This is a genomic window from Aminobacter aganoensis, assembly GCF_014206975.1.
Classification (GTDB): Bacteria; Pseudomonadota; Alphaproteobacteria; order Rhizobiales; family Rhizobiaceae; genus Aminobacter; species Aminobacter aganoensis.
Window position 1 is genome coordinate 330,982 of sequence record NZ_JACHOU010000001.1, and the last position, 14,823, is coordinate 345,804.

Here is a 14,823-nt window from a genome sequence, read left to right on the forward strand (position 1 = left end):
CGGCCTCACCTGCCACCAGAGACACAGAGATAAGGAAAGACAATGGGCGAAACAATCGAAAAGCGGCTGGGCGATCTCGGGGTCACCCTGCCCGCAGCCGCAGCGCCGGCCGCCAACTACGTGCCGTTCATGACCAGCGGCAATTTCGTCTTCACCGCCGGCCAGTTGCCGCTCAAGGACGGCAAGCTGCTGGCCTCCGGCCTGGTGGGCCGCGAGGTCGACACCGACGCCGCCAAGGAAGCGGCCAGGCAGTGCGCCGTCAACATCCTGGCCCAGGCCAAGGCAGCACTCGGCGATCTCGAAAAGATCCGCCGGCTGGTCAAGATCACGGTCTTCGTCGCCTCGTCGTCCGATTTCACCGACCAGCATCTAGTCGCCAACGGCGCTTCCGATTTCCTCGTCGCGGCCCTCGGCGAGCGCGGCAAGCATGCACGCTCGGCCGTCGGCGTCGCCTGCCTGCCGCTCAATGCCGCAGTCGAGATCGAAGCCATCATCGAGACCGAGTGAACCGACCTATGACCGATCTTTCATGGCTGACCGCCCGCCCGATCGCCCATCGCGGCCTGCACGACGTCAACAAGACCTGCTGGGAGAACACGCTTTCGGCGTTCGAACGCGCAGCCGCGCGCGGCTACGCCATCGAATGCGACGTGCATCTGAGCGCCGACGGCGATGTCGTCGTCTTCCACGACAATTCGCTGGACCGGCTGACGGGCACCAACGGCTACATCTGGCAGCGGACCGCGGGTGAACTGGCTGCGCTGCGCGTCGGCGGCACCGCCGACCATGTCCCTACCCTCGCCGAACTGCTTAGGCTCGTCGACGGCCGTGTCCCCCTGGTGATCGAACTCAAGGGCATCCCCGGGCACGATGCCGAACTCGTCGAACGGGTGGCGGCCGCCTTGCGCAACTACAAGGGCAAAGCTGCGATCATGTCCTTCGATCACTGGCTGATCCGCGACTTCTCCAGGCATGCGCCCGGCATCCCCAGCGGCCTGACCGCCTGGGGCGACCAGGATCATGAGTTGGAGGCGCATTTCTCGATGCTGGCGCATGGCATTTCGTTTGTCTCCTACAGTGTCACCCACCTGCCCAACCGCTTCGTCAGCTTCGTCCGCGAAAAACTCGCCATGCCCGTCATCACCTGGACGGTACGCGACGAGGAGGCGGTGAGGACCACCTTTGCGCGGGCCGACCAGATGACGTTCGAGGGATTTGAACCGGATGCAGCTTCGGTTGCCTGAGGCCCTTGCATCCCCAGCTTTCGAACGTAAGTAAAAGCGCATGAGCACTGCGAACGATGCCGGGGCGAAGAATGCGGATGGCGGTTACGCCGTCCGCGTCGTCTCAAGCATCGGCGAGTTCAGCCGCGACGAGTGGAACAGCCTTTCCGGCACTTCCAAGACGACATCAGGAAGTCGGTACAATCCCTTCGTTTCATACGATTTCCTGACGATCATTGAAGAGTCCGGCTGCGCCGTCACGAAGACCGGCTGGCAGGGACATCATCTCCGTCTCGAGAACGCAGACGGCACGTTTCTCGGAGCGCTGCCCTGTTACGCCAAGTCGCACAGCCAGGGCGAATACGTCTTCGACCACGGCTGGGCCGATGCCTTCGAGCGGGCCGGCGGCCGCTACTACCCCAAGCTCCAGGCCTCGGTGCCGTTTACACCGGCGACCGGCCCCCGCCTGCTGACCGTCAGCGGCGCCGGTGCGGAGCAAGCCAAGTCGGCCTTGGCAACGGCGCTGAGAAGCGTCGCCGACGGTGTCGGCGTGTCGTCGGCTCACGTCACCTTCGCCGAGGCGGATGAGGTCGACATCCTCGAAGCCACCGGCTTCCTGCGTCGCACCGACCAGCAGTTCCACTTCATCAATGAAGGCTTTGCGAGCTACGACGATTTCCTGGCCACCCTGGCGTCGCGCAAGCGCAAGGCACTGAAGAAGGAGCGGCGCGAGGCTCTCGCCGAAGGCATTTCGATCGAGCGACTGACCGGCCGCGACATCACCGAAGCGCATTGGGACGATTTCTACGCCTTCTACATGGACACAGGCGGCCGCAAGTGGGGGCGTCCCTACCTCAACCGCAAGTTCTTCTCGCTGGTCGGCGAGCGCATGGCCGACGACGTGCTGCTGGTCATGGCCAGGCGCGGTGGCCGCTACATCGCCGGCGCCATCAATTTCATCGGCTCGGACACGCTTTATGGCCGCAACTGGGGCTGCATAGAGGACCACCCCTTCCTGCATTTCGAGGTTTGTTACCACCAAGCCATCGACTTCGCCATCGAGCGCAAGCTGGCGGTCGTCGAAGCTGGCGCCCAGGGCCAGCACAAGCTGGCGCGCGGCTATCGCCCTGTCACGACCCAGTCGGCCCACTACATCGTCCACCCCGGGCTGCGGCGCGCCGTGGGCGACTATCTCGAGCGCGAACGGCGGGAAGTGGCCGAGATCGGCGACTATCTCGACGATCACGGCCCGTTCCGCCGCGGCTGAATTTCAGTGCGCGACCGATTTTGAGAACAGGTTGATGACGATGACGCCGGCCATGATCAGGCCGATGCCAAGCAGCGCCGGCAGGTCGAGCGACTGGCGGAACCACACCCAGGCGATCGCGGTGATAAAGACGATCCCGGCCCCCGACCACATGGCGTAGACGATCCCGACGGGCATCACCTTCAGGACCAGTGACAGGAAGTAGAACGCAGCGGCATACCCCGCGACCGTGACGAGCGACGGCAGCAGCCTGGTGAACCCGTTTGTTTCCTTGAGCGCCGAGGTGGCGACGACCTCGAACGCCACCGCGATGATCAGATAGATATAGGTCAACTCTGCTCCTCTCGGCCTCTCGCGTCTTGACGTTGGCGACACCAGCGCCGAAACATCCACCACGAAACCGCATCAAACGGGATAGGCCATGCCGAGCGTCGAATACGATCCAAACAACATCTTTGCCAAGATCCTGCGCGGCGAAATCCCCTCGCACCGGGTCTACGAGGACGACGACGTCATCGCCTTCATGGACGTAATGCCGCAAGGCACCGGCCACACGCTGGTGGTGCCGAAAACGCCGTCGCGCAACCTGCTCGACGCCGATCCGGCAACGCTCGCCAAGCTCATGGCCGTCGTCCAGAAGGTCGCACGGGCTGTCATGACGGCATTCGCCGCCGATGGCGTGATCGTCACCCAGTTCAACGAGGAGCCAGCCGGCCAGACCGTCTTCCACCTGCACGTCCACATCGTACCGCGCTTCGAAGGCGTGGCGCTCAAGCCGCACAGCGGCGTGATGGAAAAGCCGGAGGTGCTGGCGGCAAATGCAGAGAAGGTCAGGGCCGCGCTGGGCACAGGCTGAGGCAGTCTACGCCAGCGCATCGACAGTTGCGGCGCGCTTGACGCACCGCATGGCCGCATCGCCGGTGAGATAGCCTGCAAGCTTCCAAAGCAGGATGACGCCGATCGCAGAAACGTAAGCGTCGATGGCATAGTGCCATCCCAGGTGGATCGATCCGACGAAGATGGTCAATCCAAACACCGCGGCCGCCACGGCCAGCCAGCGATTGACGTGGCGCGCCGCCAGAAACAGCAGCACACACATGGCGTTGTGGATGGACGGCATCGCCGAAATGCCTGAAATGACCGTTGCGGCATCGTTGACATAGGCGCCCCAGAGCACCTCCCGCACCTGCATGGTGGTCAAGCTCCAGGCACTGTCGACGTGCTCCAGATTCAGCACCAGATCGGTGAAGGGCGACGGACCGCCATAGACCCTGTCATAGTAGATCGGGCCGACGGAAGACATCGCGGTCGCGCCGACGATGCCGAGGATGCCCCAGACAAAAACGTAGCTCAGCAGGAACTGATGGCGGATTCCAAAGCGGTCGGGCATGCCGATGACAATTGCTGTGGGAATGTAAATCGCGAAAAACCAGAGATAATAAATCTTGTCCAAAATAAACGTTGCCACGCCATATTTGAAAACGTAGCCAGAGACCTGCCATGGATCAATTCCGAAGTGGATTGAGCGATCTACATACGCCAAGACAATATCTAGGTAATAAGGATTAAGCTCCGGGATGTTGGATTTGAAATGACTAAATGAATTCATTACCATACCTAGCGACAGGGCAGCAGGAACGGCAACGATTACGTTTCTCCACGTGAGAACATCCGACCAAATAAAACCAAAACTTACCGACAACGATCCTGTCCGGACGGTCTTTAGCAAAAGGTAGAAGGATATGGCGATGGCCCACGATGCAATGAAAGGGCGCAAGCTTTGCAGCCAAGTCGCAGAGATCATTGCCACGGCGTCCGGCAAAAGCACAAGTCGTGCTGCGACGACCAGCGCCGATGCCACCAACAGCACACCTTGGACCCGAGCATTTAGCTTGAGAGCCGCAAACAGCTGACCAAGTAAATTCGTGGCATTGCGGATCGGTCGAAAACCGAGAGCGCCAGTTTCAACCATTGCATCTTGTGCGCGACACTGGTTCATCGTTCGAAAACCGCCGGAGAAGAGCTGCTAAGCCGACTTCTATCCTGAATCCTACCCGCAGCGAGCCACACCATCCCCGCCACGACAATCCCCCCGACGATGTCAGCCAAGTGATGGCCACCGTCCACCGGAGTGGAAAGGATCACTGCGATATTGAGCACGAGCACGGGCCAGAACCAAAGGCGCACGCCGACAAATGCCAGAATGATGAGCACCGAAAGCGTGGCATGGTAGGATGGGAAGGCAATGAGACCGCGCGGTTCGTCAAGCGAGATGAAGCGCCCCAGGCCATTGCGGAGATCGAAAAACGCCTGCTTGTACTCAAGGTCGACGATCGGATTGTTCATCATCGTGAATTCGACCGGAGGACGAATGGTGCCGAGCGCCCCGGCCGCCGGCAAGATCGCCGAAATCACGATGCAGGTCAGCGCGCCCAGCATCACGGCAAGGACAAAACGCTGAACGCGCACGATCTTGCCGATCAAGCCGAGGGCCACTACGGTAAGCGCGACCTGGGTCAGCGTCGTTATGTAGACGATCGATGACAGATTTCCGAGCCACGGCCGCTCGTTGACGAAGCCGACATAAGACAACCAGTCAAATCCCATGGCCGCATCGAAGGCCATCAATTGATCGTCGGTCGTCGGCAGGTTGGTGGACGTCATCAAGGTGCTGAACACGGCTGCCGAGGTCGAAAATACCAACAAGACAGCGGTTTCCGTGCAAAGCACCTCGAACCGCTTCATCGGCCGCTTGACCCGATAGAACCAGGCGACCGAGACAAGCACGACCGTCACAACGGCGGCCTTGGCCGCGCTAGCCATGTCGAACTGGAAATCGGTTCCGGCAATCCACGCAACATCAGTGAGCAAGACCGCGATAATAATCGCGATCTTCATTACAAGTTGCCTGTCGAGCCTCGAAGCCCGCAAGGGCACATGCGTCGACGTCGCTTGAAAATCAGTCATGCCCCTCGCCCTAACCCGCGGCAGGCCGGCAGGTTAGGAAACAGCGGTTAAGTTGACGTGAATCCACAACCTGCGACAGCGGATCGACGCCAAATCGCGCTGAAGTCGCACCCGCGATTTCAGCGCCAAATCCACAACCCCGCCAGCAGGATCACCTCCGCCGCGACGATGCCCACCAGCACCTTACGGCCGAGGCAGAGATAGGCAAGAAAACCGCCGGCGGCTGCGCCGAGGCGCAGGGCGAGCGACATGTCGGCCAAGGCGCCGCTCGGGAAGACGATCAGATTGCCGATGACGGCGGCGACCAGCGCCGTGGCCAGAGCCCGCACAAGCACCAGAAGATCGGAATCGTCGGAGATGCGGTCGCCGAGATAGACGCCGAGGAAGCGCCAGGCGTCGGTGGCAAGCCAGCCGCCGACGAGGATGAACAGGAACGGCCACCACCAGGTGTCGAGCGCATCGAAGGTCATCGCTTGGCTCTCCGCCGCGAGAGCAGATGAAAGGCGAAGGCGATGCTGCCACCGATCAGCCCGGCACCGAGCAGGTCGAAGCCGGGAACAACGAGATGCAGCAACGGCCCGAGGACGAGGCCGATGGCCATCGCCACATGCCCTGCCCGCTCGCGCGCCGATCCCCACAACGAGGTCAGGAAATACATCGGCGTGAGCAGGAAAAGGGCTGCCGACACCACCGGCGGCAAGCTGTCGGCCAGGACATAGACAACGCCCACGACAACCATGTTGACGAGCACCAGCGTCGAGCCGAGCCCGGCATAATAGCTGGTGCGGACGTCGCGCGGGATGCCACGCAGCCGCTCCATGGCCAGCACCCATGAGGTGACAGCCACAAAATGCGACAGGAAATAGAGCACCCAGCGCGGTGTTCTCGGCCCGCGCATTTCGGGCACCAGGGCCACCACCATTGGCGCCAGCCGGATGGACGACAACGCCACGGCGAAGGCGGCGGCTGGCAGCGATGTCCCCGACAGGATGGCGCCGACGAGCACCACCTTGGCCGGCAAGGCCCAGACCATGCCAACCATGAATACCGTCTGCACCAGCGTCAGCCCCGCTTCCTTGGCTAGACCGGCAAAGCCGATGAAGGCGCTGGCCAGGATGAGGCCGGGAACCGAGAATGCGGCCCGGACGCCACGCAGGTACCAGAGGCGGCGTATCGAAAAATCCGGAATGGGAGAAGCGTCGTCAGCGGGCATTGCCGACGCGCATAGCATGGCTTTCCCGCCAAGTCAGCGGCCCAGGGCGGCCAGATGCATCACGGCTGCGCTCACAGGCGCATCAAATCCGGCGGGCGAAGAGGTTTCCTTAACCATTTGGCCACGGCGAATGTGTAGCTAGACGTAGTGAGGGCGGGAGGAACGGCCGGACCATGACAGGTGCACTTCTGCTCATTCTGCAGGCGGTCATTTATTTCGTCACCATGGCTGCTGTGTTCCGTGCGCGCCACCAGTTCGGCATCGGCATCTTCGTCTGCGTCCTGGGCGTGATGCACTTCCTCGAGACCTATCTCGCGGCTGTCTTCTTCGTGCAATTGCCATTCGGGCTGATTTCGCCCGGCTCGACCGTGATGTTCTCCGGCAAGTTGATGATGTTCCTGCTGCTCTACATCAAGGAGGACGCGGAAACCGTTCGGCAACCCATCTACGGGCTGCTCGTCGGCAACTGCCTGATGGTGGTCCTGGCGCTGATCCTGCGCCTCTATGGCGGCGTCGCCGAACTGCCGGGCTATCGGCCGGACCTCACCTTCCTCGACGACATGGGTATCCTGATGATCTGGGGCACGGCATTGCTGTTCCTCGACAGCATCGCCCTCATCCTGATCTACGAAAAGCTCGGGCAGCGCATCGCCAATACGCTGTTCAGGCGCATCTTCCTCAGCGCCGCGATCGTACTGACCATCGACCAGTTGATGTTCTTCATCGGGCTTCACCTGGTCTCCGGCGTGCCGGTCAGCGCGCTGTATGGAGGTTGGATCGCCAAGATGGCAGTGGCAGCGCTCTACAGCGCACTGCTCGTGGGCTACCTCCGCTACATCGAGACCAAGCCAACCCTGGCCGGACCCGAACCCCTGCTCCAGGTCTTCGACCGCCTGACCTTCCGCCACCGCTACGAGGACCTGCTGCAGAAGACCGGCAAGGACATGCTGACCGGCACGAGCGATCGCGGCCAGTTCGAGGCCCTCGCCCAGTCGCTGATCGACCGGGCCTTGGCCGAGGGCAAACCCGTCAGCCTGTTGATGATCGACATCGATCATTTCAAGAACATCAACGACCAGCACGGCCATGTGACCGGCGACAACGTCCTGAAGGATGTCGCGCGCTCGCTCGGAGGCTCGCTGCGCAGCGGCGACCGCCTGTTCCGCTACGGCGGTGAGGAATTCGTAGCCATCTGCCATGACCTGGACAGAGCCGATGCGGCAACGCTGGCCGAGCGGCTGCGCGCCAATGTCGAGGCCACCACCTTTGTCGAAGCCGGCGTGCGCGCCACCGTCAGCATCGGCGTGACCACCGCGGATGGCGGTCCGGTGTCGACGGAGCGAATGATCAGGGATGCCGACGCGCGTCTCTACAGCGCCAAGAGACAGGGGCGAAACCGCGTCGAGAGCGCGCCTGCCGGCTGATAAAAAGAAGCCCCGTCTCCGGGGCTTCTTCGTTTGCAATCAACCCTTTCGGGGCAATTGTGGAACCAGGCTGCGCTTGCCGCCATCCTTGCCCTTGGGGTCGGACTTCGGCTTCTGCGCCACAGCCTTCTTGGCGACCGGCTTCTTGGCCGCCGCCTTCTTGAGCTTCGGACGGTCGGCCGGCTCTTCCTTCTTCGGCTTGACCGGCAGTTCGTCGGCCAGGGTCTCGAGCTTCAGGCCGGTCTCGCCGGTTTCCTTCTTCTCGACGGTGACACGCACCGTGCCGCCCTTCCTGAGTTTGCCGAACAGCACCTCGTCGGCCAGCGGCTTCTTGATGTGCTCCTGGATGACGCGGCCGAGCGGACGCGCACCCATGCGCTCGTCGTAGCCCTTCTCGGCCAGCCAGGCGATCGCCTCTTCCGACAGATCGAAGGTGACGCCACGCTCGGAGAGCTGCGTCTCCAGCTGCATGACGAACTTCTGCACGACCTGATGCACCACCGGCACTGGCAGCGAGCCGAACGGAATGATGGCATCGAGACGGTTGCGGAACTCCGGCGAGAACAGCCGGTTGATCGCTTCCATGTCGTCGCCCTCGCGCTTGGACGAGCCGAAGCCGATAGCGGCCCGGGCCATATCGGAGGCGCCCGCATTCGTGGTCATGATCAGGATCACATTGCGGAAGTCGATCTGCTTGCCGTTGTGGTCGGTCAGCTTGCCGTGGTCCATGACCTGCAACAGGATGTTGAACAGATCCGGATGGGCCTTCTCGACCTCGTCGAGCAACAGCACGCAGTGCGGATGCTGGTCGACGCCGTCGGTCAGCAGACCACCCTGGTCGAAGCCGACATAGCCGGGAGGCGCGCCAATCAGGCGGCTGACCGTGTGGCGTTCCATGTACTCCGACATGTCGAAGCGGATCAGTTCGACGCCGAGCGACAAAGCGAGCTGCTTTGCCACTTCGGTCTTGCCGACGCCGGTCGGGCCGGAGAACAGGTACGAGCCGATCGGCTTTTCCGGTTCGCGCAGGCCGGCACGGGCCAGCTTGATCGCCGAGGACAAGGCGGTGATCGCGGTGTCCTGACCATAGACCACGCGCTTGAGCTCGACCTCGAGGCCGGCCAGCACCTTCTCGTCGTCGGCCGAAACCGTCTTCGGCGGGATGCGGGCCATGGTGGCGATCGTCGCCTCGATCTCCTTGATGCCGATGGTCTTCTTGCGCTTGCCTTCCGGCAGGAGCATCTGCGACGCACCGGTCTCGTCGATCACGTCGATCGCCTTGTCGGGCAGCTTGCGGTCGTTGATGTAGCGCGCCGAAAGCTCCACCGCGGCCTTGATCGCCTCGTTGGTGAACTTCACCTTGTGGAAGTCCTCATAATAGGGCTTGAGGCCCTTCATGATCTCGATGGCGTCGTCGACAGTCGGCTCGTTGACGTCGATCTTCTGGAAGCGGCGGACGAGCGCCCTGTCCTTTTCGAAGAACTGGCGGAACTCCTTGTAGGTGGTCGAACCGATGCAGCGGATGGCACCCGACGACAGCGCCGGCTTGAGCAGGTTGGACGCATCCATCGCGCCGCCCGACGTCGCACCCGCACCGATGACGGTGTGTATCTCGTCGATGAACAGGACCGCGCCCGGATACTCCTCAAGCTCCTTGACGACCTGCTTCAGGCGCTCCTCGAAGTCGCCGCGATATCGCGTGCCGGCGAGCAGCGTGCCCATGTCGAGCGCAAAGATGGTGGCATCCTCGAGCACCTCAGGCACGTCACCTTCGACGATGCGCTTGGCAAGGCCCTCGGCGATGGCCGTCTTGCCCACGCCGGGATCGCCGACATAGAGCGGGTTGTTCTTCGAGCGGCGGCACAGCACCTGGATGGTGCGGTTGATTTCGGACTCGCGGCCGATCAGCGGGTCGATCTTGCCGGCGCGTGCCTTGGTGTTGAGATTGACGCAATAGGCCGTCAGGGCGTCCTGCTGCTTCTTGCCCTTGCCGGTCTCCTCGCCTGCCTCGCCGTTCGAGCCGTGCTGCTCCTCGTCCGCACCGCGCGGCGCACGGGTCTCGGTGGCGCCGGGCCGCTTGGCGATACCGTGCGAGATGTAGTTGACCGCGTCGTAACGGGTCATCTGCTGTTCCTGCAGGAAATAGGCGGCGTGGCTTTCGCGCTCGGCGAAGATGGCGACGAGCACGTTGGCGCCCGACACTTCCTCGCGGCCGGACGACTGCACATGGATCACCGCGCGCTGGATGACGCGCTGGAAACCGGCGGTCGGCTTGGAATCCTCGTCGTAACCGGTGACGAGATTGTCCAGTTCGGTATCGATATAGGTCAGTACGGTCTGCTTGAGCTCGTCGAGGTCGACGTTGCAGGCGCGCATGACGGCGGCCGCTTCGGTGTCGTCGATGAGGGCGAGCAGCAGATGCTCGAGCGTTGCATATTCGTGGTGACGCTCATTGGCGAGCGTCAGCGCCTGGTGCAGCGCCTTTTCGAGGCCTTGGGAGAAAGCCGGCATTCAATACCTCACTTCTTCTCCATCACGCATTGCAGCGGATGCTGATTCTGTCTGGCGAAATCCATGACCTGGGACACTTTGGTCTCGGCCACTTCGAAAGTGTAGATCCCGCATTCGCCGACGCCATGGTTATGGACATGCAACATGATGCGGGTAGCGGCCTCCCTGTCCTTCTGGAAGAAGCGTTCGAGCACATGCACGACGAATTCCATCGGGGTATAATCGTCGTTGAGGATAAGTACGCGATAGAGGCTCGGCCGTTTGGTCTTGGTCTTCGTACGGGTGATGACCGCCGTGCCTCGGCCTGGACCGTTGCCGCCCTCGTCACCGTTCTGCATCCGCGCCACGTCGAGCCGTGTGGCCTCCAAGCCGGTCGTCAATCTGGTTCTGCCCTTCATCAATTCCGACACACCTCGTCATGTAGGTGTCATCGGAAGGATTTTAAGCCCTTCTGACGTGCTGACAATATGGCGACCACGGCTAGCGGGCCCGATTTGCCAGAAACGTGAATTAGCGACGCAAAAGAAAAACAAAAAACCCGGCTGCGCGGACGCAACCGGGTCAATTCTGGCGGATCTTTCGACCAGCCTACCTGAAATCAGGTGTCAGCCTGTCACTTCGCCTTGGCGACGAGCGACTCAAACGGCTTGTAGGCGTCCTTGGCCAGTTCGGCATAAAGCTCGCCGAGCTTGGTCGCTTCTGCCACGAAGCCTTCATAGGCCTGCTTGGCATAGTCGGTCTGGATCTCGACGGCCTTCTCGAGCGACTTCACGCCGAGCAGCTTCTCAACGGTGGCTGCACCAGCTTCGAAGCTCTTCTTGGTATAGTCGGTCGTCTCGGTGGCGATCGCCTGCGCGCCCTTGGAGAGCGATGCGAAGCTCTTCAGGCCGGTGTCGACGAATTCCTTGCCGTATTTGCTGAAATCTTCATAGGTCTGGGTCATCGCTGCATCCTTTCGGGTTGGGAGCGCTGCGCTATGTGATTGTGCGATGCAGCCTAGATATTGTGCAACGCACAAAATGTCAACTGACCCAGCGTCATGTGCAGAGCGCGCCGCACAAACCCGATTCCCTAAAACTAGACTAAAGCCCGAGCAAAAGTGTGAACGAGCCGGTTACCATAAACGGATTGGTAACGCTGTAGCCCTACGTTGCATCGATACGGGGCAGGAACCTTTGCCGCCCCATGCAACAATAATTCAAGGGTGTAACAGTGCGTCAAGCGTTGCCGGGCAAAGTTCTGAAGTCGGCCATCTCCATCAAATCATTCATGGTTTTCACCCTCGCAGCAGCCATTGGCCTGTCGTCGGTGGCGCCCTCTTCCGCCGCGAAAGACAGCCGCTCCGCGGCCATCGTCATCGATGCCAACACTGGCGAGACGCTCTACTCGTCGAACGCGGATTCCCGTCGCTATCCGGCATCGCTGACCAAGATGATGACGCTTTACCTGACCTTCGAGGCCCTTTCGAAGGGCCGGATCAAGAAGGACAGCAGGGTCGTCTTCTCGAAGAACGCAGCTGCCGAACCGCCGACCAAGATCGGCGTCAAGGCTGGCGGTTCCATCAGCGTCGAAGCCGCCATCCTGTCGCTGATCACCCGCTCGGCCAATGACGCCTCGACGGCTCTTGGCGAGATGATCGGCGGCTCCGAGGAGAATTTTGCGCGGATGATGACCGCCAAGGCGCGCAGCCTCGGCATGAAGGGCACCGTTTTCCGCAACGCCAACGGCCTGCCGAACACCGCGCAGTTCACCACCGCGCGCGACATGGCCAAGCTCGGCATCGCGCTGCGCGAGCACTATCCGCAGTACTACGGCTACTTCTCGACCCGCAGCTTCGCTTTCGGCCGCCAGCGCATCGCCAATCACAATCGGCTTCTCGGCCGGGTGAAGGGCGTCGACGGCATCAAGACCGGCTACACCCGTGCGTCGGGCTTCAATCTCGTTTCCTCGGTCCAGGACGGCAACCGCAGCCTGGTCGCCGTGGTTCTTGGCGGCACCAGCGGCGCCAGCCGCGACAACAAGATGGCCGGCCTGATCAAGACCTACCTGCCGCAGGCCTCCAGGCGCGGCGGTGGCGACCTGATCGCCAAGACCGACACGCCGATGCCTGAAGTGACACTGGCCAAAGTTGCCCTTCCCAAGCGCGACATCCCGACACCAGATACCCGCCCTGTCGCCGAGACTGTCGAGGTGGCGGAAGCCATCACCGACGACGAAGTGGCCGTCGAGGAAGAAGTCGTCGTTGCAGCCGCGGTGCCGGCCCCCAAGCCGACCATCGGGCTTGCCAGCAAGCCCAAGATCGCCATGGCCTCGGCCGAGCGTTTCGGCGGCAACATCCCCTTCCAGATCCGCAAGCCGAAGGATCGCGCTCCAACCGCGGAAGCCATCGAGCAGGCCTATGCCGAGCCGGCTCCCGCCGTGGCTGCTCTCGACCAGATGAAGACCGCCTCGGTCCCCTCGGGTTGGGCCATCCAGGTCGCGTCCTCGCCGAGCGACGGCGAAGCCCGCGCGATCCTCGACAAGACCGCCAAGCGTGTGCCGCAGGTTCTTGCCGACGCGTCCGCCTACACCGTGCCCTTCGAGAAGGGCGGCGTGACCTATTTCCGTGCCCGTTTTGCCGGGTTCGAATCCAAGGATTCAGCCTGGAACGCCTGCAACGCCCTGAAGAAGAAGAAGATCGCCTGCTACGCCGTCGCGCAGTAGGCGCCCTGCCAACCTCCTGGAAAAGTAGTGTGTCGAAGGAGAGTTAGTGATGATCGGAGAGAAGGACGTCCTTGGCTTCGTTGATCCTCGCCGCGAGGAAAGACGAGCCACCCAGGTCGGGATGCAGGCGCTGAATCAGTCGTCGATGCGCCTTGCGGACATCCGCCGCGGCGGCCCCCGCTTCAAGACCAAGGACCTTGTAGGCCTCCTCCTTAGTCATGGCGCCAGAACCTGGCGGAACACGCAGCCCGTCGTCACCGTCAGGCTTCGGGTCTTCGCGCCAGGCGGGAAACCTGCCGTCAAGGTAGGTCTCAAGTAGCTGGAGGCTTTCCGGGTCGCCGGAAAGCTCCCTGCACAGCGCCTTGAGTTCGACCAGCCCCAGCGAGGCCAGCGATTTGCCTTCCTCGCGCCCGGCCAGCACCACGCCCTGCAAGCCGCCGCTGTCGTGATCCAGCTCCATTTCGAGAGCTGCCGTACGCACGGTCGAGCGTTTCCCCGGCGTCTTGCCGGCTGAACGCCCCCTGCCGCCAGCCGCATACCAGGCCAGTGCCGCCGAGATCAGGCCGCCACCGATGGCCGCGCGTCCGAGCAACAGCAAGACCACGCCGACGAGCCCCAGCACGACCGGCCCGGCCAGCTTCAGCGCCCGTGCGAGCTGACCCGCGTCGGCGCGCAGGAAGGCGGTGGCCACAAGGCCGGAAAAGATCAGGACAGCCGCGATGACGGCAAAAACTGTCATGGCGCCTTGCCGCTCTTCAAATGCTCGATCATCAGCATGTCCTCGGGACGCCCCCTCGCCTGCAGCGCCTTGATTCCACCGGTCGCAAAGACAGCGACGGCCGACAGCAGCTTCGACAAGGTCGCCGCCGCCTTGCTGTCGAAGCGGAACCAGGCCCCCTTGGACAGCCGGGCGATCTCCTTGAAGGCGCGTTCAGCCTCGGCGTCATGCCCCTCCTGGAAGACGAAAGCCGGCACGCCGTGCAGGCCCAGCCGACCGGCCTTCTCGGCCAGTTCGTCGATGTTCTCTTCCATCGCATCGCCGATATAGACCAGCGCATCGACCTTGGCGGTGGAGGTTTCCTTGAGCGCATGGGCCAGCACCTTGCCGACCTGCGTCTGGCCGCTGCGGCACTGGATCGAGGTCATCAGGCTCTTCAGCGAGCCCGTCTCGGCGACGAATTTCGATGCCCGGCATTCGCCAAGCCCGCGGAAATAGACCAGTTGCACGTTGAGCCTGCCGGTCTTGCCGACGGCATCGAACATCTGGCCCTGCAGTTCGCAGGCGAGATCCCAGGTCGGCTGCCGGCTCATCGTCGCATCGAGCGCAAGGATGAGCCGCCCGCCCGCCTTGCCCGGCGCGAGCGCGCGCGCCTGGCGAACAAACGCATCGATGGCTGCTGCGTCCGAACGGCGCTCTGCCGGCGGACGATTTGCGGACGTAACCGGGGGCTTGTTTTCGTCGCTCATCAGCAAAGAAGATGTGGCGGCGCGCGTTTGCTTGCAAGCCCGTCTTTG

Annotated in this window: 16 protein-coding genes; 6 read left to right on the forward strand and 10 right to left on the reverse strand. The window is 62.4% G+C overall.

The window, feature by feature from the left end; translation table 11 throughout:
- The first annotated feature begins 42 nt into the window (after positions 1-42).
- Genes GGR00_RS01575 through GGR00_RS01585 form a run of 3 tightly spaced genes read left to right on the forward strand, consistent with a single transcriptional unit; the run spans position 43 to position 2,490 of the window.
- On the forward strand, positions 43-507 hold the full coding sequence (locus GGR00_RS01575; RefSeq protein WP_055977061.1) for a RidA family protein: 465 nt from the start codon (positions 43-45) through the stop codon (positions 505-507).
- Between the two features lie 8 nt (positions 508-515).
- Positions 516-1,244, forward strand: coding sequence for a glycerophosphodiester phosphodiesterase (locus tag GGR00_RS01580; RefSeq protein ID WP_055977064.1), 729 nt, complete (start codon positions 516-518; stop codon positions 1,242-1,244).
- A gap of 40 nt (positions 1,245-1,284) precedes the next feature.
- Positions 1,285-2,490 carry a GNAT family N-acetyltransferase gene (locus tag GGR00_RS01585; RefSeq protein WP_055977066.1) on the forward strand — a complete coding sequence of 402 codons (1,206 nt, stop codon included), beginning with the start codon at positions 1,285-1,287 and terminating at the stop codon, positions 2,488-2,490.
- A gap of 3 nt (positions 2,491-2,493) precedes the next feature.
- Here GGR00_RS01585 and GGR00_RS01590 read toward each other — a convergent pair whose 3' ends face one another.
- Entirely contained in the window at positions 2,494-2,823 is a 330-nt protein-coding gene (locus GGR00_RS01590) for a DMT family transporter (protein WP_055977068.1), read from the reverse strand.
- 88 nt (positions 2,824-2,911) lie between these two features.
- On the opposite strand from GGR00_RS01590, the gene GGR00_RS01595 reads away from it, so the two are divergent.
- Entirely contained in the window at positions 2,912-3,346 is a 435-nt protein-coding gene (locus tag GGR00_RS01595) for an HIT family protein (protein WP_055977070.1), read from the forward strand.
- 6 nt (positions 3,347-3,352) lie between these two features.
- Here the strand turns inward: GGR00_RS01595 and GGR00_RS01600 are convergent, their stop codons facing one another.
- The 4 genes from GGR00_RS01600 to GGR00_RS01615 form a co-directional block, all read right to left on the reverse strand.
- Positions 3,353-4,462: a phosphatase PAP2 family protein gene (locus GGR00_RS01600; RefSeq protein ID WP_162244933.1), complete on the reverse strand. Its 1,110-nt coding sequence runs from the start codon at positions 4,460-4,462 to the stop codon at positions 3,353-3,355.
- Positions 4,463-4,485: 23 nt separating this feature from the next.
- Positions 4,486-5,388, reverse strand: coding sequence for a phosphatase PAP2 family protein (locus GGR00_RS01605; protein WP_055977074.1), 903 nt, complete (start codon positions 5,386-5,388; stop codon positions 4,486-4,488).
- Positions 5,389-5,576: 188 nt separating this feature from the next.
- Positions 5,577-5,927: an AzlD domain-containing protein gene (locus GGR00_RS01610; RefSeq protein ID WP_055977076.1), complete on the reverse strand. Its 351-nt coding sequence runs from the start codon at positions 5,925-5,927 to the stop codon at positions 5,577-5,579.
- On the reverse strand, positions 5,924-6,670 hold the full coding sequence (locus GGR00_RS01615) for an AzlC family ABC transporter permease (RefSeq protein ID WP_055977079.1): 747 nt from the start codon (positions 6,668-6,670) through the stop codon (positions 5,924-5,926). Before GGR00_RS01615 ends, GGR00_RS01610 begins: the two co-directional genes overlap by 4 nt.
- A 173-nt stretch (positions 6,671-6,843) precedes the next feature.
- Here GGR00_RS01615 and GGR00_RS01620 point away from each other — a divergent pair, with 173 nt between their 5' ends.
- Positions 6,844-8,094 carry a GGDEF domain-containing protein gene (locus tag GGR00_RS01620; RefSeq protein WP_055977081.1) on the forward strand — a complete coding sequence of 417 codons (1,251 nt, stop codon included), beginning with the start codon at positions 6,844-6,846 and terminating at the stop codon, positions 8,092-8,094.
- A gap of 39 nt (positions 8,095-8,133) precedes the next feature.
- On the opposite strand, the gene clpA is transcribed toward GGR00_RS01620, so the two are convergent.
- From clpA to GGR00_RS01635, 3 genes are all read right to left on the reverse strand, one after another.
- Positions 8,134-10,605, reverse strand: a complete 2,472-nt coding sequence (gene clpA / locus GGR00_RS01625) for an ATP-dependent Clp protease ATP-binding subunit ClpA (RefSeq protein WP_055977083.1) — start codon at positions 10,603-10,605, stop codon at positions 8,134-8,136.
- A gap of 8 nt (positions 10,606-10,613) precedes the next feature.
- Positions 10,614-10,943 (reverse strand): ATP-dependent Clp protease adapter ClpS, encoded by a 330-nt coding sequence (clpS, locus tag GGR00_RS01630; RefSeq protein ID WP_055977693.1) that lies wholly within the window; start codon positions 10,941-10,943, stop codon positions 10,614-10,616.
- A gap of 275 nt (positions 10,944-11,218) precedes the next feature.
- On the reverse strand, positions 11,219-11,548 hold the full coding sequence (locus tag GGR00_RS01635; protein ID WP_055977092.1) for a phasin family protein: 330 nt from the start codon (positions 11,546-11,548) through the stop codon (positions 11,219-11,221).
- A 269-nt stretch (positions 11,549-11,817) separates the two neighbouring features.
- Here GGR00_RS01635 and GGR00_RS01640 point away from each other — a divergent pair, with 269 nt between their 5' ends.
- Complete coding sequence (locus tag GGR00_RS01640) at positions 11,818-13,308, forward strand: serine hydrolase (RefSeq protein ID WP_184697412.1); 1,491 nt, start codon at positions 11,818-11,820, stop codon at positions 13,306-13,308.
- Positions 13,309-13,351: 43 nt separating this feature from the next.
- Here GGR00_RS01640 and GGR00_RS01645 read toward each other — a convergent pair whose 3' ends face one another.
- Entirely contained in the window at positions 13,352-14,047 is a 696-nt protein-coding gene (locus tag GGR00_RS01645; RefSeq protein WP_184697415.1) for a DnaJ domain-containing protein, read from the reverse strand.
- Positions 14,044-14,775 carry a vWA domain-containing protein gene (locus GGR00_RS01650; protein ID WP_184697418.1) on the reverse strand — a complete coding sequence of 244 codons (732 nt, stop codon included), beginning with the start codon at positions 14,773-14,775 and terminating at the stop codon, positions 14,044-14,046. Before GGR00_RS01650 ends, GGR00_RS01645 begins: the two co-directional genes overlap by 4 nt.
- Positions 14,776-14,823: the final 48 nt, after the last annotated feature.

Excerpts from the sequence above, each read along its gene's own strand:
- GGR00_RS01645 (WP_184697415.1), bottom strand. The coding sequence starts at position 14,047 with ATGACAGTTTTTGCCGTCATCGCGGCTGTCCTGATCTTTTCCGGCCTT.
- GGR00_RS01600 (WP_162244933.1), bottom strand. The coding sequence starts at position 4,462 with ATGGTTGAAACTGGCGCTCTCGGTTTTCGACCGATCCGCAATGCCACG.
- GGR00_RS01575 (WP_055977061.1), top strand. The coding sequence starts at position 43 with ATGGGCGAAACAATCGAAAAGCGGCTGGGCGATCTCGGGGTCACCCTG.
- GGR00_RS01605 (WP_055977074.1), bottom strand. The coding sequence starts at position 5,388 with ATGAAGATCGCGATTATTATCGCGGTCTTGCTCACTGATGTTGCGTGG.
- GGR00_RS01620 (WP_055977081.1), top strand. The coding sequence starts at position 6,844 with ATGACAGGTGCACTTCTGCTCATTCTGCAGGCGGTCATTTATTTCGTC.
- clpA (WP_055977083.1), bottom strand. The coding sequence starts at position 10,605 with ATGCCGGCTTTCTCCCAAGGCCTCGAAAAGGCGCTGCACCAGGCGCTG.
- GGR00_RS01610 (WP_055977076.1), bottom strand. The coding sequence starts at position 5,927 with ATGACCTTCGATGCGCTCGACACCTGGTGGTGGCCGTTCCTGTTCATC.
- GGR00_RS01635 (WP_055977092.1), bottom strand. The coding sequence starts at position 11,548 with ATGACCCAGACCTATGAAGATTTCAGCAAATACGGCAAGGAATTCGTC.
- GGR00_RS01585 (WP_055977066.1), top strand. The coding sequence starts at position 1,285 with ATGAGCACTGCGAACGATGCCGGGGCGAAGAATGCGGATGGCGGTTAC.
- GGR00_RS01580 (WP_055977064.1), top strand. The coding sequence starts at position 516 with ATGACCGATCTTTCATGGCTGACCGCCCGCCCGATCGCCCATCGCGGC.
- GGR00_RS01595 (WP_055977070.1), top strand. The coding sequence starts at position 2,912 with ATGCCGAGCGTCGAATACGATCCAAACAACATCTTTGCCAAGATCCTG.
- GGR00_RS01650 (WP_184697418.1), bottom strand. The coding sequence starts at position 14,775 with ATGAGCGACGAAAACAAGCCCCCGGTTACGTCCGCAAATCGTCCGCCG.
- clpS (WP_055977693.1), bottom strand. The coding sequence starts at position 10,943 with ATGCAGAACGGTGACGAGGGCGGCAACGGTCCAGGCCGAGGCACGGCG.
- GGR00_RS01615 (WP_055977079.1), bottom strand. The coding sequence starts at position 6,670 with ATGCCCGCTGACGACGCTTCTCCCATTCCGGATTTTTCGATACGCCGC.